The sequence below is a fragment of the Streptomyces thermodiastaticus genome (assembly GCF_014656135.1).
Lineage (GTDB): Bacteria > Actinomycetota > Actinomycetes > Streptomycetales > Streptomycetaceae > Streptomyces > Streptomyces thermodiastaticus.
This window is the reverse complement of the sequence record NZ_BNBV01000002.1, coordinates 288,821-306,072: the sequence shown is the minus strand read 5'-3', so window position 1 is coordinate 306,072 and position 17,252 is coordinate 288,821. Positions and strand designations below refer to the sequence as shown.

Annotated in this window: 13 protein-coding genes; 6 read left to right on the top strand and 7 right to left on the bottom strand. The window is 71.9% G+C overall.

The genetic code is table 11. The annotated features are described in order from the left end of the window. Positions 1 to 85 precede the first annotated feature (85 nt). The 4 genes from IE286_RS03330 (at position 86) to IE286_RS03315 (ending at position 6,030) form a co-directional block, all read left to right on the top strand. Positions 86 to 877, top strand: a complete 792-nt coding sequence (locus IE286_RS03330) for an ATP-binding cassette domain-containing protein (protein ID WP_189795052.1) — start codon at positions 86 to 88, stop codon at positions 875 to 877. Further along, positions 874 to 2,166, top strand: a complete 1,293-nt coding sequence (locus tag IE286_RS03325) for a sugar ABC transporter permease (protein WP_189795051.1) — start codon at positions 874 to 876, stop codon at positions 2,164 to 2,166. Before IE286_RS03330 ends, IE286_RS03325 begins: the two co-directional genes overlap by 4 nt. A gap of 206 nt (positions 2,167 to 2,372) precedes the next feature. Continuing rightward, entirely contained in the window at positions 2,373 to 4,325 is a 1,953-nt protein-coding gene (dxs, locus tag IE286_RS03320) for a 1-deoxy-D-xylulose-5-phosphate synthase (RefSeq protein ID WP_189795050.1), read from the top strand. A gap of 193 nt (positions 4,326 to 4,518) precedes the next feature. After that, the gene (locus IE286_RS03315) at positions 4,519 to 6,030 is read left to right on the top strand and encodes an amino acid permease (protein ID WP_189795049.1); all 1,512 of its coding nucleotides are present in this window, start codon (positions 4,519 to 4,521) and stop codon (positions 6,028 to 6,030) included. A gap of 103 nt (positions 6,031 to 6,133) precedes the next feature. Here the strand turns inward: IE286_RS03315 and IE286_RS03310 are convergent, their stop codons facing one another. Then, positions 6,134 to 6,505, bottom strand: coding sequence for a PIN domain-containing protein (locus IE286_RS03310; RefSeq protein ID WP_189795048.1), 372 nt, complete (start codon positions 6,503 to 6,505; stop codon positions 6,134 to 6,136). Between the two features lie 127 nt (positions 6,506 to 6,632). Between IE286_RS03310 and IE286_RS03305 the strand changes: the two genes are divergently transcribed. Next, on the top strand, positions 6,633 to 7,652 hold the full coding sequence (locus IE286_RS03305) for a PLL family lectin (protein ID WP_189795047.1): 1,020 nt from the start codon (positions 6,633 to 6,635) through the stop codon (positions 7,650 to 7,652). Between the two features lie 263 nt (positions 7,653 to 7,915). Here IE286_RS03305 and IE286_RS03300 read toward each other — a convergent pair whose 3' ends face one another. The 5 genes from IE286_RS03300 to IE286_RS03280 form a co-directional block, all read right to left on the bottom strand. Next, complete coding sequence (locus IE286_RS03300) at positions 7,916 to 10,045, bottom strand: 3-hydroxyacyl-CoA dehydrogenase NAD-binding domain-containing protein (RefSeq protein ID WP_189795046.1); 2,130 nt, start codon at positions 10,043 to 10,045, stop codon at positions 7,916 to 7,918. After that, positions 10,042 to 11,259: a thiolase family protein gene (locus tag IE286_RS03295; RefSeq protein WP_189795045.1), complete on the bottom strand. Its 1,218-nt coding sequence runs from the start codon at positions 11,257 to 11,259 to the stop codon at positions 10,042 to 10,044. The genes IE286_RS03300 and IE286_RS03295 overlap by 4 nt, the downstream gene beginning before the upstream one ends. Before the next feature lie 353 nt (positions 11,260 to 11,612). Continuing rightward, on the bottom strand, positions 11,613 to 12,902 hold the full coding sequence (locus tag IE286_RS03290) for a ribonuclease D (protein WP_189795044.1): 1,290 nt from the start codon (positions 12,900 to 12,902) through the stop codon (positions 11,613 to 11,615). Positions 12,903 to 13,206: 304 nt separating this feature from the next. Then, positions 13,207 to 13,863 carry a response regulator transcription factor gene (locus tag IE286_RS03285; RefSeq protein ID WP_189795043.1) on the bottom strand — a complete coding sequence of 219 codons (657 nt, stop codon included), beginning with the start codon at positions 13,861 to 13,863 and terminating at the stop codon, positions 13,207 to 13,209. Positions 13,864 to 14,420: 557 nt separating this feature from the next. Continuing rightward, a complete protein-coding gene (locus IE286_RS03280) occupies positions 14,421 to 15,107 on the bottom strand; it encodes a DUF3000 domain-containing protein (protein WP_189795042.1) in 687 nt (228 codons plus the stop codon). A 124-nt stretch (positions 15,108 to 15,231) separates the two neighbouring features. Between IE286_RS03280 and hemE the strand changes: the two genes are divergently transcribed. Further along, positions 15,232 to 16,302: a uroporphyrinogen decarboxylase gene (gene hemE, locus IE286_RS03275; RefSeq protein WP_189795041.1), complete on the top strand. Its 1,071-nt coding sequence runs from the start codon at positions 15,232 to 15,234 to the stop codon at positions 16,300 to 16,302. 36 nt (positions 16,303 to 16,338) lie between these two features. Here hemE and IE286_RS03270 read toward each other — a convergent pair whose 3' ends face one another. Further along, positions 16,339 to 17,166 (bottom strand): rhomboid family intramembrane serine protease, encoded by an 828-nt coding sequence (locus IE286_RS03270; protein WP_189795040.1) that lies wholly within the window; start codon positions 17,164 to 17,166, stop codon positions 16,339 to 16,341. Between the last annotated feature and the right edge of the window lie 86 nt (positions 17,167 to 17,252).

The following is a 17,252-nucleotide window of genomic DNA, read 5'->3' as shown; positions in this document are numbered from 1 at the left end:
CCGCAAGCTCGCCTGCGGGGCGCCGGACGGAAACAGTCCCCCACCGACTTCTGCAAACCTCCCGCCGGGACAGGCGGCGAAGGAGATGGTTCACGTGTCCGCTACGCCTGTGCTGGCGTTGCGCGGGGTCTCCAAGCGGTTCGGCGCCGTCCAGGCGCTCACCGACGTAGAGCTGGAGGTCCACGCCGGTGAGGTGGTCGCCCTGGTGGGCGACAACGGCGCCGGCAAATCCACGCTGGTCAAGACAATCGCCGGCGTGCACCCCATCGACGACGGCGTCATCGAATGGGAAGGCAAGGCCGTCCAGGTCGGCAAGCCGCAGGACGCCCAGGCCCTGGGTATCGCGACGGTCTATCAGGACCTCGCGCTCTGCGACAACATCGACGTGGTCGGCAACCTCTTCCTGGGCCGGGAGATCCGCCGGCGCGGGGTGCTCGACGAGGTGGAGATGGAGCGCCGCTCGCGCGAGCTGCTCGACCAGCTCTCCATCCGCATTCCCAGCGTGCGCATCCCGATCGCCTCCCTCTCCGGTGGCCAGCGCCAGGTCGTCGCGATCGCCCGGTCCATGCTGGGCGACCCCAAGCTGGTCATTCTCGACGAGCCCACCGCGGCCCTCGGCGTCGAGCAGACCGCCCAGGTCCTGGACCTGGTCGAGCGGCTGCGCGACCGCGGCCACGCCGTCATCCTCATCAGCCACAACATGGCCGACGTCAAGGCCGTCGCCGACAAGGTGGCGGTGCTGCGGCTGGGCCGCAACAACGGTGTCTTCGAGGTCAAGTCGACCTCGCAGGAAGAGATCATCTCCGCCATCACCGGCGCCACGGACAACGCCGTGACCCGTCGTGCGGCGCGCAGCAATGGGGAGAGCAAGAAGTGAGCATCGACAAGACCTCCGCACCCCCCGAGGACGGCGTCGTGGAGAACCCGGAGGCGGCGGCCGGCGCGGCCACCGCCGTCGACCCGCGCCTGCTGGTGCGCGAGCAGGGCTTCGCGGGCTACGTCGCCGAGTTCAAGCGGAAGCTGAAGGCCGGTGACCTGGGCTCCATCCCGGTCGTCCTCGGCCTGGTGATCATCTGGATCATCTTCCAGAGCCTGAACTCCAACTTCCTCACTGCGGGCAACCTCTCCGACATCTCCGTCGCCATGGTGGGCACGGGCATGATCGCCGTCGGCATCGTGTTCGTCCTGCTGCTCGGCGAGATCGACCTGTCGGTCGGTTCGGTCTCCGGTGTCGCGGGCGCCGCCTTCGCGGTGCTCAACATCACACACGGCATGAACGAGGTGCTGGCCTTCGTGCTGGCCATCCTCACCGGCACGGTCGCCGGAGCCATCCACGGCTTCTTCTTCGCCAAGGTGGGTGTGCCCGCTTTCGCCGTCACGCTGGCCGGTCTGCTGTTCTGGAACGGCTTCATGCTGAAGATCCTCGGCGACAACGGCACCATCAACCTCAACGCCGACGGCCTGGTCGCCAACCTGACCAGCTACTACTTCTCCGACGTGGCCGCCGCCTACGGCCTGGCCGCCGTGGTGACGGTGCTGTACTTCCTCAGCGCGTACTTCGGCAACAAGCGCCGCGAGGCCGCCGGGGTGCCGTCCCGGCCGCTGAGCGAGACGATCCTGCGCACCGTGCTGCTGGCCGTCGTCTCCTTCGCCGCGGCGTTCATCTTCAACCAGTACAAGGGCCTGCCCCTGGCGGTGCTGATCTTCGTCGCGGTGCTGTTCGTCACCGACTTCGTGCTGCGCCGCACCTCCTACGGCCGCAAGGTCTTCGCGCTCGGCGGCAGCGTCGAGGCCTCCCGCCGCGCGGGCATCAACGTCACGATGGTGCGGATCTCGGTGTTCGCGATCTCCGGCACCTTCGCGGCCCTCGGCGGCCTGTTCATCGCCTCCAAGATCGCCTCCGCCAACCAGGGCGCCGGCGGCGGTGACCTGCTGATGAACGCGATCGCGGCGGCCGTGATCGGCGGCACGTCCCTCTTCGGCGGCCGCGGCCGCACCTGGAACGCGCTGCTCGGCGTGCTCGTGATCGTCTCCATCCAGTACGGCCTCGCCCTGGAGGGCATCGCCTCCCCGGTCCAGTACATGATCACCGGTGGCGTGCTGCTGGCGACCGTCGTCATCGACGCCGTCACCCGCAAGACCCAGAAGACGGCCGGCCGCGCCTGACCCGGCCGGCCCGGGGCCGACGGGTCCCCGTGTGTGCCCGGCACCGCCGACGGTGCCGGGCACACACGCGTCACACACGGGCCGCGCACACGGTACGGCCGTACGTGTGACCCGTGACCTACCGCCCGGACACTCGGCGCTCGGGCGGAACATTAGACTCGTCGAGCCGCTGAAAGCTCGATCAGCTCTACTGCAAGGAGGCACGGGTGCCGCTGCTGACCCGCATCACGGGACCGCGCGATCTGGACCGGCTCAGCCTGGAGGAGCTGGATCAGCTGGCAGAGGAGATCCGGACCTTCCTGGTGGACGCCGTCTCCAAGACCGGCGGCCACCTCGGCCCCAACCTCGGTGTGGTCGAGCTGACCATCGCCCTGCACCGGGTGTTCCACTCCCCGAAGGACAAGGTGCTGTGGGACACCGGCCACCAGTCCTATGTGCACAAGCTGCTCACCGGCCGGCAGGACTTCTCCCGGCTGAAGATGAAGGGCGGTCTGTCCGGTTACCCCTCCCAGGCCGAGTCCGAGCACGACGTCATCGAGAACAGCCACGCCTCCACCGTGCTGGGCTGGGCCGACGGCATCGCCAAGGCCAACCAGATCCTGGGGCGCGACAGCCATGTCGTCGCGGTCATCGGGGACGGCGCCCTGACCGGCGGCATGGCCTGGGAGGCGCTCAACAACATCGCCGACGCCAAGGACCGCCCGCTCGTCATCGTCGTCAACGACAACGAGCGCTCCTACGCGCCCACCATCGGCGGCCTCGCCAACCACCTGGCCACCCTGCGCACCACCGACGGCTACGAGAAGTTCCTCGCCCGCACCAAGGAGCTCCTCGAGCGCACCCCGGTCGTCGGCCAGGCCCTCTACGACACCCTGCACGGCGCGAAGAAGGGGCTGAAGGACTTCATCGCCCCGCAGGGCATGTTCGAGGACCTGGGCCTGAAGTACGTCGGCCCGATCGACGGCCACGACATCGAGGCCCTGGAGTCCGCGCTCACCCGCGCCAAGCGCTTCAACGGTCCCGTCATCGTGCACTGCCTGACCGAGAAGGGCCGCGGCTACCAGCCCGCCCTGCAGGACGAGGCCGACCGCTTCCACGCCGTCGGCAAGATCCACCCCGACACGGGCCTGCCGATCTCCACCTCCGGCGCCGACTGGACCAGCGTCTTCGGCGACGAGATGGTCAAGCTCGGCAAGGAACGCAAGGACATCGTCGCCATCACCGCCGCGATGCTCCAGCCGGTCGGCCTGGACAAGTTCGCCAAGGCCTTCCCCGACCGGGTCTTCGACGTCGGCATCGCCGAGCAGCACGGCGCCGTCTCCGCGGCCGGTCTCGCCCACGGCGGACTGCACCCGGTCTTCGCCGTCTACGCCACCTTCCTCAACCGCGCCTTCGACCAGGTGCTGATGGACGTCGCCCTGCACAAGTGCGGCGTGACGTTCGTCCTGGACCGGGCCGGCATCACCGGCACCGACGGCCCCTCCCACAACGGCATGTGGGACATGTCGATCCTTCAGGTCGTCCCCGGGCTGCGGCTGGCCGCCCCGCGCGACGCCGACCAGGTCCGCGCCCAGCTGCGCGAGGCCGTCGCCGTCGAGGACGCACCGACCGTGGTCCGCTTCTCCAAGGGCAAGGTCGGCCCGGCGGTGCCCGCCGTGGGCCGGGTCGGCGGCATGGACGTGCTGCGCGAGCCCGGCACCGACACCCCGGACGTGCTGCTGGTCTCCGTCGGCGCGCTCGCCCCGATGTGCCTGGAGATCGCCGACCTGCTCGACAAGCAGGGCATCTCCACGACCGTCGTCGACCCCCGCTGGGTCAAGCCGGTCGACGAGGCGATGGCCCCGCTGGCCGAACGGCACCGGGTGGTCGTCACCGTCGAGGACAACTCGCGGGTCGGCGGTGTCGGCTCCACCATCGCCCAGGCCCTGCGGGACGCCGGCGTGGACGTGCCGCTGCGGGACTTCGGCATCCCGCCGCGCTTCCTCGACCACGCCTCCCGCGCCGAGGTCATGGCGGAGATCGGCCTGACGGCGCCCGACATCGCCCGCCAGGTCACCGGTCTGGTCGCCAAGCTCGACGGCCTGCCGCACACCCGGCTGCGCTCCACCGGGCAGTCCGACGGCGAGATCGATTCGGCGGTGGAACCCGCACGCGACTGACCCGCGCGCAGGGTACGCGCCCACCGGAACATCGTTACCGCTCGGTGCCCTAAACGGGCCGGATTCGACACCCTCCTACGGGTGGCGCATCCGGCCCGTCTGCGTGAACCTGCCAGTGCCGGGGCATACGCATTCCCCAGCCCTCTCGATCATGTCGAGCCACCGCGAGGCGACGAGCGTGGAAGGTAGGCCTGTGAGCAACACGCTGTTCCGGACGAAGAACGTCGAACAGTCGATCAGGGACACCGAGGAACCCGAACACGCGCTACGGAAATCGCTCTCGGCCCTCGATCTGACGGTCTTCGGAGTCGGTGTCATCATCGGCACCGGCATTTTCGTGCTCACCGGCACGGCCGCCCGGAACACCGCCGGACCCGCGGTGGCCGTGTCCTTCGTGGTGGCCGGTGTGGTCTGCGCACTGGCCGCGCTGTGCTACGCGGAGTTCGCGTCCGCCGTGCCGGTCGCCGGATCGGCGTACACCTTCTCCTACGCCTCTCTCGGCGAGTTCCCGGCCTGGATCATCGGCTGGGACCTGGTGCTGGAACTCGCGCTCGGCACGGCGGTGGTGGCCGTCGGCTGGTCCGGCTACATCCATTCGCTGCTGGACAACGCCGGCTGGCATCTGCCCGAGTATCTCAGCGGCCGGGACGGCGCATCCGGGTTCGGTTTCGACATCCTCGCCGCCGCCCTGGTCCTGGTGCTGACCGCCATCCTCGTGGTCGGCATGAAGCTTTCGGCACGTGTGACCTCGGTCGTGGTCGCGATCAAGGTGGCCGTCGTCCTGGTCGTCATCATCGCGGGTGCCTTCTTCATCAAGAGCGGCAACTACGACCCCTTCATCCCCAAGGAGCAGCCGGTCACGGCGGGCGGCAACCTCAAGGCACCGCTCGTGCAGCTGATGTTCGGCTGGGCACCGTCGAACTTCGGCGTCATGGGCATCTTCACCGCCGCGTCCGTGGTGTTCTTCGCCTTCATCGGCTTCGACGTGGTCGCCACCGCCGCCGAGGAGACCCGCAACCCGCAGCGCGACGTGCCGCGCGGCATCCTCGGCTCCCTCGTCATCTGCACCGCGCTGTACGTGGCGGTGTCGATCGTCGTCACCGGCATGCAGAAGTACAGCAAGCTGTCCGTGGACGCCCCCCTGGCGGACGCCTTCAAGTCCACCGGCCACCCCTGGTTCGCCGGCCTGATCAGCTTCGGCGCGGCCGTCGGCCTGACCACCGTGTGCATGATCCTGCTGCTGGGCCAGTCCCGGGTGTTCTTCGCGATGAGCCGTGACGGCCTGCTGCCCCGGCTCTTCTCCCGCACCCACCCGCGTTTCCGCACCCCCTACCGCTCGACCATCCTCCTCGGCGTCGTCATCGCCGTGATCGCGGGCTTCACCAGCCTGAGCGAGCTGGCGGAGCTGGTGAACATCGGCACGCTGTTCGCCTTCGTCGTCGTCGCCCTCAGCGTGATCATTCTCCGCCGGACCCGTCCGGACCTGCACCGGGCCTTCCGTACGCCGCTGGTGCCGCTGGTGCCGATCCTGTCGGTGCTCGCCTCGCTGTGGCTGATGCTGAATCTGCCCGCCGAGACCTGGCTGCGGTTCGCCATCTGGATGGCGATCGGTTTCCTCGTCTACTTCCTCTACGGCCGCACCCACAGCCGTCTGGCCCGCGACGAACAGCCGGCCCAGGCCGAGGGCGCGTCCGGCACGCCCTGACGGAGGGCGGAGCCAGCACACACGGGCCCACACGGAACACACACGGGCCGGGGCCGGGCCGGGCGAGACCGGCTCCGCCCCGGTCCGTCCGTGTGCCGCCCGCTCAGTCCCGTACCGCCCGCGGCCCGGTGACCTCGGCCCCCAACTCCGTGACCCGGCGCCGCAGTTCGCGGTCGGCCGTGACCACCAGGGTGGGCCGGCCCGCCGCCCGGCCGACCAGGCCGACGATGTGGTCGTCCCCGCTGCCGGGCGCATCCTCCACCCGCACTCCCGGCACCGTGCGCACCCCGCGCGCCGCACCCTCGACGACCAGCACGATCTCCGCCCGTTCGGCCAGGCGGGGCACACCGCCGGCGGCCAGCCGGTCCCGCAGGCGCTCGGTGGCTCCCCGGCGGTCCCGCCACCAGCCGTCCGGTACCGACCCGACGACATTGGCACCGTCGACGATCACGAGCAGATCCGGGGTGGCATCCATGCGACCAGGGTGGCACGTGCCGCCGGGGCACGGCAGACACCGGCCGCACCCGGCCGGGGCGGGGCCCCGGTGCGGGGATGCGGGGCCCGGCCCGGGCGCGGTCCGGGGTGCCGCATAGAGTGAGCGCGTGAACGGCGACTGGCTCCTCCGCGGCCGCGACGGCCGCCTTCATGTCTACTTCCTCTCGGGCGACGCCGTGCTGTGCCGGGCCGAGCGGTGGCCCGACGGCCCCTGGGACGCGCCCCGCCGCATGGGCGGCGACCAGCGGGTGCACCCGGTGCTCGCCCTCGGGCAGGGCAGCGACCGCTACACCCATCTGGTCTCCTGGCGGCCCACGGTGCCGGGCGAGTCGGGACTGGTGCACTCCACCCACTTCCGCCCGCTGCTGGCGGCCCTGGACTGGATGCCGGTGGGACATCCCAACAACAAGGGGGACCGCACGGGCACACCGGCCGTCGCCGTCGACGCGGAGGGACGAGCCCACCTCTTCGTCCGCAACGCGGGCGGCGGGGTGAGCATGCGGGCCCAGCGGACCAAGGGCGGCTGGTCGCCCTGGTGGGATCTGCGGGGCCAGGGAACGCACCGGGACGGCCTGGCGGCGGTCACCGCCGAGTCCGGCAGGGTCGAGCTGTACGCGGCCGTACGCGGCGGAGTGCAGCACTGGCAGCAGGAGGAGCCCGGCGGCCGCCTGGTGCCGGGGGAGAAGATCACCGCCGAGCCGCAGCCGGGCTCCCTGTACGCCCTGGCCACGTCGCCCGGTGCCACCACGCTCTTCTACACCGACTCCGTGGGCGACCTGTGCGCCTGGCGGCCCGGCGGCAAACCGGTGACCGTGCTCGGCGCCGCCGGCACCGGCCCGGTCGCCGCCGTCCGCTGCGTCCTCGACGGCCACGACTGCACGGTGCTCGCCCAGTGCTCCGGCAGCGGCCGGGTCGCCTTCGCCGCCTATCCGACCGAGGAGGAGTCGGCGGGTGCCTGGTGGACCGAGTCCGGCCCGCAGCTCCCGCCGGACGCCCGGGTCTGCCTGACCACCGGCGCCGGGGGCCGCATCGTCGCGGCCGTCTCCTCCCCGGCCACGGGCCGGCTGCTCGTGACCCGCGGCAAGGACGAGCCGGGGCTGGCCCTGGAGGCGTGGCGCGAGGTGTGAGCGGCGAGGACGAGCCGGGGCTGGCCTTGGAGGCGTGGCGCGAGGTGTGAGCGGCGAGGCGGCGACGGGCGGGTTGGAGCGCCCGCCCGTCGCCGCCGGTGACGCACGCCCCCGCCGCCCTGCCCGGTCCGATCGACGCCCCCTGACGCCCCGTCCGCTTCCCTGTCGTCACCGCCCGTCGCATGGCGGGCCGTACGACGCCGATGCCCGGCACACCCACCGGTGTGCCGGGCATCGGCGTCAGCCGGGGACGGCGGCGTGCGTCACGCCGGGACCGAGGCCACCCCCGCGGGCAGGAACCGCTTGCCGTTGACCCGCTCGCTGATGCCCTCGCGGTCCAGGTACGGCGTGATGCCGCCCAGGTGGAAGGGCCAGCCGGCGCCGGTGATCAGGCACAGGTCGATGTCCTGGGGCTCGGCGACGACGCCCTCGTCCAGCATCAGGCCGATCTCCTGGGCGACCGCGTCCAGGACGCGGGCGCGGACCTGGTCCTCCGTCAGGACCGTGTCGCCCTGCTTCAGCAGCGCGGCTACCTCCGGGTCCAGCTCGGGCTTGCCGCTGTCGTAGACGTAGAAGCCGCGCTTGCCGGCCTCCACGACCGCCTTCAGGTTGGGGGAGACGGTGAAGCGGTCCGGGAACGCCTTGTTCAGGGTCTCCGAGACGTGCAGACCGATCGCCGGGCCGACCAGCTCCAGCAGGACCAGCGGGGACATCGGCAGACCCAGCGGCTCGACGGCCTTCTCGGCGACCTCGACCGGCGTGCCCTCGTCGATGACGTTCTGGATCTCGCCCATGAAGCGGGTCAGGATGCGGTTGACGACGAACGCCGGGGCGTCCTTGACCAGCACCGCGGTCTTCTTCAGCTTCTTGGCGACGGCGAACGCGGTGGCCAGCGAGGCGTCGTCCGTCTTCTCGCCGCGCACGACCTCCAGCAGCGGCAGGACCGCCACCGGGTTGAAGAAGTGGAAGCCGACGACCCGCTCGGGATGCTTCAGCTTCGAGGCCATCTCCGTCACGGACAGCGAGGAGGTGTTCGTGGCGAGGATCGCGTGCTCGGGCGCGACCGCCTCGACCTGAGCGAACACCTGCTGCTTGACGCCCATCTCCTCGAAGACGGCCTCGATGACGAAGTCGGCGTCCGCGAAGCCCTCCGCCTTGTCCAGGACACCGCTGACCAGCGCCTTGAGGCGGTTGGCCTTGTCCTGGCCGATGCGGCCCTTGCCGAGCAGCTTGTCGATCTCGGTGTGGACGTAGGCCACACCCTTGTCGATGCGCTCCTGGTCGATGTCGGTCAGGACGACCGGCACCTCGAGGCGGCGCACGAAGAGCAGGGCCAGCTGGGAGGCCATCAGACCGGCGCCGACCACGCCGACCTTGGTCACCGGACGCGCCAGGTTCTTGTCAGGGGCGCCCGCCGGGCGCTTGCCGCGCTTCTGCACCAGGTTGAAGGCGTACAGGCCGGCGCGCAGTTCGCCGCTCATGATGAGGTCCGCCAGGGCCTCGTCCTCGGCGTCGAACCCGGCCTGCAGGTCACCGCTCTTGGCGGCGGCGATGATGTCCAGGGCCCGGTAGGCGGCCGGCGCCGCGCCGTGCACCTTCGCGTCGGCGATGGCCCGGCCCCGCTGCACGGCCTGGTCCCAGGCCTCGCCGCGGTCGACGGCCGAACGCTCGACGGTCACCTCGCCCTTGAGGACGGACGCCGTCCACACCAGCGACTGCTCCAGGAAGTCCGCGCCCTCGAAGAGCGCGTCGGCGATGCCGAGCTCGTAGACCTGCTTGCCCTTGAGCTGCCGGTTCTGGTTGAGGCTGTTCTCGATGATGACGGTGACGGCCTTGTCGGCGCCGATCAGGTTCGGCAGCAGGGTGCAGCCGCCCCAGCCGGGGACCAGGCCGAGGAACACCTCGGGCAGCGAGAAGGCGGGCACGGCCGTGGACACCGTGCGGTAGGTGCAGTGCAGGCCGACCTCGACGCCGCCGCCCATGGCCGCGCCGTTGTAGTACGCGAAGGTCGGCACCGCGAGCTTCGACAGCCGCTTGAAGACGTCGTGGCCGCCCTTGCCGATGGCGTGGGCGTGCTCGTGCTCCTTCAGCAGCTCCACGCCCTTCAGGTCGGCGCCGACCGCGAAGATGAACGGCTTGCCGGTGATGCCGACGCCGACGATCTCGCCGTCCGCTGCCTCCTTCTCCACCTGGTCGATCGCGGCGTCGAGGTTCGCCAGCGAGGCCGGGCCGAAGGTGGTCGGCTTGGTGTGGTCCAGGCCGTTGTCCAGCGTGATCAGCGCGAAGCGGCCGGCGCCCAGCGGCAGGTCGAAGTGGCGTACGTGGGCCTGGGTGACGACCTCGTCCGGGAACAGGTCCGAGGCCTGCTTCAACAGCTCGGCGGTGGTGCTCACTTGTCCCCCTCGAAGTGCGGGTTCTCCCAGATGACCGTCGCGCCCATGCCGAAGCCGACGCACATGGTGGTCAGGCCGTAGCGGACGTGCGGCTGCTCCTCGAACTGGCGGGCCAGCTGCGTCATCAGGCGCACGCCGGAGGAGGCCAGCGGGTGGCCGAAGGCGATGGCGCCGCCGTACTGGTTGACGCGCTCGTCGTCGTCGGCGATGCCGTAGTGGTCCAGGAACGCCAGGACCTGCACGGCGAAGGCCTCGTTGATCTCGAACAGGCCGATGTCGGAGATGGACAGACCGGCCTTGGCCAGCGCCTTCTCCGTGGCCGGGATCGGGCCGTAGCCCATGACCTCCGGCTCCACGCCCGCGAAGGCGTAGGAGACCAGGCGCATCTTGACCGGCAGCCCCATCTCGCGGGCGAACTCCTCGCTCGCGATGACCGACGCGGTGGCGCCGTCGTTCAGGCCGGCCGCGTTGGCCGCGGTGACCCGGCCGTGCACCCGGAACGGCGTCTTCAGGTCGGCGATGGCCTCCAGGGTGGTGCCCGGGCGCATCGGCTCGTCGGCGGTGACCAGGCCCCAGCCGGTCTCGCCGGCCTCGGGGTTGGTGCGGCGCACCGCGATCGGCACCAGGTCCTGCTGGATCTTGCCGTTGGCGTACGCCTTGGCGGCCTTCTCCTGCGAGCGCACCGCGTACTCGTCGGCGCGCAGCTTGGTGATCTGCGGGAAGCGGTCGTGCAGGTTCTCCGCGGTCATGCCCATGAACAGGGCGGACTCGTCGACCAGCTTCTCGGACACGAACCGCGGGTTCGGGTCGACGCCCTCGCCCATCGGGTGGCGGCCCATGTGCTCGACACCGCCCGCGATGGCGACGTCGTACGCGCCGAAGGCGATGGAGGCGGACACGGTGGTGACGGCGGTCAGCGCGCCCGCGCACATGCGGTCGATCGCGTAGCCGGGGACCGAGCTCGGCAGGCCCGCGAGGATGCCGGCCGTACGGCCGATGGTCAGGCCCTGGTCGCCGATCTGCGTGGTCGCGGCGATGGCGACCTCGTCGACCTGCTTCGGGTCGAGGCCGGGGTTGCGGCGCAGCAGCTCCCGGATCGCCTTCACGACGAGATCGTCGGCACGGGTCTCGTGGTAGATGCCCTTCGGGCCCGCCTTGCCGAACGGGGTGCGGACGCCGTCGACGAAGACGACGTCCCTGACGGTACGAGGCACGATGGCTCTCCTCCAGGGTGCGGGGTGGCACTGCTGCGGCGCGCAGCGCTGAGCGCGCGCTCAGTCCTCATGCTACTCGCGGGTAATGTCACTGCCCAGCCCCCGCGCCCCAAGCGGCGAACGTCACACACGTCCGGCGGCACCTGGAGGCGGGGAAGACGGTGCGCGGACGCCGCGAGGCGCACTTCCCGCCGGCTGTTCCGACGTGGAAGTGCGCCTCGGTGGACGTGCGACTCGCGCACGGGGGAATCGGCCCCGGGTGCTCGTGTGCCCCCGGGGCGGGCGGCCGTCTTCTCGGATCTGGCCGTCTTTCCGGGGCCGGCCGTCTTCTCAGGTCTGCGGTCGCGCGGTGCTCAGGCGCCGGTGCCCCTGAGCACGTCCGCCAGTGCGGGCGCCACCTGTTCCACCTGCCACGGACGTGCGCCGTACCCGGCGAGCGCGGCCCCCACGGACTCCGGGTCGATGACCCGCGGCGGCTCCCAGCACAGCCGACGCACCGCGTCCGGCGCGACCAGGTTCTCCTGCGGCATGGTCAGCCGCTCGGCCAGCGCGGTCACAGCGGCGCGCGCCGCGGCCAGCCGGGCCGCGGCCGCCGGGTCCTTGTCGGCCCAGGCGCGGGGCGGCGGAGGGCCGGTCACCTGCTGGCCCTGCTGCGGCAGCGCGGACTCCGGCAGCGCCTTGGCCCGGTCCACCGCGGCCTGCCACTGCTCCAGCTGGCGCCGTCCGGTGCGGTGCCCGAAGCCGTTCAGCGCGGCCAGCGCGTGCACATTGGACGGCAGGGCGAGCGCGGCCTCCACGATCGCGGCGTCCGGCAGCACCTTGCCCGGCGCGACGTCCCGCCGCCGGGCGATGCGGTCCCGGGTCTCCCACAGCTCGCGCACGACCGCCAGCTGCCGTCGGCGCCGCACCTTGTGCATCCCGGAGGTGCGCCGCCAGGGGTCCTTGCGCGGCGCGGGCGGCGGAGCCGTGGCGATGGCCTCGAACTCCTGCAGGGCCCACTCGAGCTTGCCCTGCCGGTCCAGCTCCTTCTCCAGCGCGTTGCGCAGGTCGACGAGGAGCTCCACGTCCAGGGCGGCGTAGCGCAGCCAGGGCTCGGGCAGCGGCCGGGTGGACCAGTCGACGGCGGAGTGGCCCTTCTCCAGCACGTAGCCGAGCACGTTCTCGACCATCGCGCCGAGGCCGACCCGCGGGAAACCGGCGAGCCGCCCGGCCAGCTCGGTGTCGAACAGCCGGGTGGGCACCATGCCTATCTCGCGCAGGCAGGGCAGGTCCTGGGTGGCGGCGTGCAGCACCCATTCCGCGTCCGACAGCACCCGGCCGAGGGCGGACAGATCGGGGCAGGCCACGGGGTCGATCAACGCGGTCCCGGCGCCCTCGCGGCGCAGCTGCACCAGATAGGCGCGCTGGCCGTAGCGGTAGCCGGAGGCGCGCTCGGCGTCGACGGCGACGGGACCCGAGCCCGCGGCGAACGCGGCGACGACCCGGTCGAGCGCCTCGGCGTCGGCGATCACGGGCGGGATGCCCTCGCGTGGTTCGAGCAACGGGATCGGCGCCCCGGTGTCAGAGGTTCCGCCATCGTCCGGAGGGGCGCCTCCGGTGGTGCGCAGTGAGCTGTCTGCTGCGGGTTCTCGGGCGTCGGTCACATGTCAAGAGTATCCGCGGCGGGCCGGCGCCTGCCGGGGGAACGGTCCGTCGGCAGGCGCCGGGGGGTCGTGAACCGGTCAGGCCGGTGACACGTCCGGTTCACGACCGGCAGGGGAAAGGCCGGGCCGGCGCTGCGCTCGGGGGACAGGGTGCGGCCGGTGGGGTGAGGGGGAGGGCCGGCGGGGTGAAGAGGGAGGGAGGCGGGGGACGAGGGGTGCCAACGGGTGACGGGAGGGGGACCGGTCGGGGGCCGGTGTGCGGCGAATCGGGGAGGGGGCCGGGGTCGGGGTGCCTCGGCGTGGATCAGTGGATGATGCCGGTGCGCAGGGCCACGGCCACCATTCCGGCGCGGTCGCCGGTGCCGAGCTTGCGCGCGATGCGGGCCAGGTGGCTCTTGACGGTCAGCGCGGACAGGCCCATCGAGACGCCGATCGCCTTGTTGGACTGGCCCTCGGCCACCAGCCGCAGCACCTCGACCTCGCGGCCCGACAGCTCGCGGTAGCCGCCCGGGTGGCTCGGGGCCCCCGGCGGACGGCGGTGCAGCCGGGCGGCGCCGATGGGTGCGGCGCCCGGCCGGGTGGGCAGTCCGATGTTGGTCCGTGTGCCGGTGACGACATAGCCCTTCACACCGCCCGCGAGCGCGTTGCGGACGGCGCCGATGTCGTCGGCGGCGGACAGGGCCAGGCCGTTGGGCCAGCCTGCGGCGCGGGTCTCGGAGAGCAGGGTGAGTCCGGAGCCGTCGGGCAGGTGGACGTCGGCGACGCAGATGTCCCGCGGGGTGGCGATGCGCGGACGGGCCTCCGCGATGGACGACGCCTCGATGACATCACGGACTCCGAGCGCCCACAGATGACGGGTGACGGTGGAGCGGACGCGCGGGTCCGCCACGACGACCATGGCGGTCGGCTTGTTCGGGCGGTAGGCGACCAGGCTTGCGGGCTGCTCGAGGAGAACGGACACCAGGCCTCCTGGGGGTGGGGGGACGGGGCCGGCTTGTGGGGATGAAGCCGGAACGAACCGTGCTTGCAAGGTCACACTCGTCTTCGGCAGCAAACCTGGTGTCCTTTAGAGAATGATCACGATCTAGTGAGTACCAATGCGCGCAAATCGGACACGCTCTCGATCACGAGAAGGCTGAAACAGTTCGCTGGGAGTCAGATAGATGTCAGAAAGTGGTCGTATCGACAAAGACACGGAAAGGGGACGGTAAGAGGCGCGTGGCGGACGGGCCCCCGGCCGGGGCGGCGGGGGAGAGTCCGGGCAGTACGGCGCGGGTGACGGCTCCGAGCGGGCGCGGACAGGCCGGCCGCGCGGCGGATCAGCAGGACACGAGCGGGCCGATCGGCACGGCGGTGGACGGGGAGCCCGGGCCCGGTCCCGGCCGCCGGGTGCGCGGGCGGCAGGACCGGCGGGCGCGCGGCAGACGGGAAGACGGGGGTGAACGGTGAAGGAAGGTGTGACCGCGAGGCGTGCGTGGCGGCGGGTGTCCGGGCGGGCAGGTGTCTGCCGCGGGTGTCTCAGTGCGGCTGCGGGCCGCGCCGCTGCGGCAGGGTCACCACGGACGCGTCGCCCGGACCGGCCGGGGGCAGGCCCGCGACCTGGGCGAGCAGGTCGCACCAGGACGCCAGATGGGCCCCGGTGTCCGGGACCCCGCCCAGGCCCTCGCGCGGTGTCCAGGACGCGCGGATCTCGATCTGCGAGGCGGGAGGCCGCGCCGCCAGACCGCCGAAGTAGTGCGAGCCGGCGCGGGTGACGGTGCCGCTCGGCTCGCCGTAGGTCAGGCCGCGCGCCTGCAGCGCGCCGGTCAGCCAGGACCAGCACACCTCGGGCAGCAGCGGATCGACCGCCATCTCCGGCTCCAGCTCCGCCCGCACCAGCGTCACCAGGCGGAACGTGCCGCGCCAGGCGTCGTGCCCGGCCGGGTCGTGCAGCAGGACCAGACGGCCGTCGGCGAGTTCCTGCTCGCCGTCGACGACCGTGGCCTCCAGGGCGTGCGCGAAGGGTGCGAGGCGCTGCGGCGGCGGCACCTGCTCGATCTCGACCTGCGGCCGCAGCCGCGCGGTGCGCATCGCCTCGACGGCGGCCCGGAACGGCAACGGAGTCTGCTCCGTCACCTGATCCGTCCTGCTCGCACGCGCGTCCCCCTCCTTCGCGTCGTCCATTCCGCCACCGCCGTCCGACAGTCGTCCCTGAGCCGCAGCCATGCCGGGAAGATTAAGGGGAACCGGGCCGTCGTGCAGGGCAAGACACCCCGCCGCCGGCGGTGCCGGCCCGCGGGGCACGCACACCGCGGCCGTGGCGTCACCGGCGCCATGGGAGACTTGTCCCGTGAGTGCCAACGACACGCCCGTCCGTCACCAGCCGCCCACCGCCACCTACGACTCCGCCTTCCTCAAGGCGTGCAGGCGTGAACCGGTGCCCCACACCCCGGTGTGGTTCATGCGGCAGGCCGGGCGTTCCCTGCCGGAGTACCGCAAGGTGCGCGAGGGCATCCCGATGCTGGAGTCCTGCCAGCGCCCGGAGCTGGTCACCGAGATCACCCTGCAGCCGGTGCGCCGGCACGGCGTGGACGCGGCGATCTACTACAGCGACATCGTCGTTCCACTGAAGGCCATCGGCGTCGAGCTGGACATCGAGCCAGGCGTCGGCCCGGTCGTCGAGCGGCCGTTCCGCACCCGCGAGGACCTGGACCGCCTGCGCGACCTGACCCCCGAGGACGTCCCCTACGTCACCGAGGCGGTCGGTCTGATCACCCGCGAGCTGGGCGCCACCCCGCTGATCGGCTTCGCCGGGGCGCCGTTCACCCTGGCGAGCTACCTGGTCGAGGGCGGCCCGTCCCGGACGTACGAGAACGCCAAGGCGATGATGTACGGCGACCCGCAGCTGTGGGCCGACCTGCTGGACCGTCTCGCCGGCATCACGGCCGCCTTCCTGAAGGTGCAGATCGAGGCGGGCGCCAGCGCCGTGCAGCTCTTCGACTCCTGGGCCGGTGCGCTCGCCCCGGCCGACTACCGCCGCTCGGTGCTGCCGGCCTCCGCGAAGGTGTTCCAGGCCGTCGCCGGCTACGGCGTGCCGCGCATCCACTTCGGCGTCGGCACCGGCGAGCTGCTGGGCCTGATGGGCGAGGCCGGCGCGGACGTCGTCGGTGTCGACTGGCGTGTTCCGCTGGACGAGGCCGCCCGCCGCGTCGGCCCCGGCAAGGCGCTGCAGGGCAACCTCGACCCGGCCGTGCTCTTCGCGCCCCGCCGGGCCGTCGAGGAGAAAGCCCGCGAGGTGCTCGACGCCGCCGCGGACCTGGAGGGTCACGTCTTCAACCTCGGCCACGGTGTGATGCCGTCCACCGACCCCGACGTCCTGACCCGGCTCGTGGAGTACGTGCACACGCAGACCGCCCGCTGACGCTCCGGGCCGGGCGGCCCGCCGCCCGGCCCGCGGTCACCAGCCCGACCAGCGCGGCCGGGCCCGCCGCCCGACCAGCAGGCCGCGCGGTTCGGGCGGGGGCGGGGTCCCGGGCCGAAGCGGCAGGGCGATGAGCAAGCCGGCGACGAAACCGACGACATGCGCCGCGTACGCCACCGTGCCCGCCTGGGCGACACCCTGGCCCGCGGAGTAGAACGCCTGCAGCACGAACCAGAAACCCAGCACCAGCCAGGCCGGCAGCCGCAGCGGCAGGAAGATCAGGAACGGCACGAGCACCCAGACCCGGGCCCGCGGATACAGCACCAGATAGGCTCCGAGCACACCCGCGATCGCACCCGACGCGCCGATCAGCGGCTGGCCGGAGTCGGCGTCGAGCAGCGCGAAACCGTACCCGGCGGCATACCCGCACACCACGTAGAACAGCAGGAACCGCACATGTCCCATGCGGTCCTCGATGTTGTTCCCGAAGATGAACAGGAACAGCATGTTGCCCAGCAGGTGCACCCAGCTGCCGTGCAGGAACATCGCGGTGAACACCGACAGCTCGGCCGACTTGTCGTACGTGGGCGAAGCCAGCACACAGCCCGGCCCGTGCGGGCCGATCCCCACCGTGCCCGTCGGCACCAGCGACGGCATGCGGTGGCCGATCAGTTCCCGCGGGATCAGCGCCCAGTGATGGGTGAACGCCTCCAGATCGCACAGCTGGGCCAGTGAGCCGCTGCCCGTGACGGACGTGGCGATGCCGGGCGTGGACAGGAACACCACGATGTTCGCGACGATCAGCGCGTACGTCACCCACGGGGTGCGCCGGACCGGGTTGACGTCATGGACGGGGATGACCACGAAGGGAGTACTGCCCCCGATGCGCCCGGTGAATCCCGCACGCCGCCGTCCGGCCCGCGCACGTCCGGCCCGCGCACGTCCGGCCC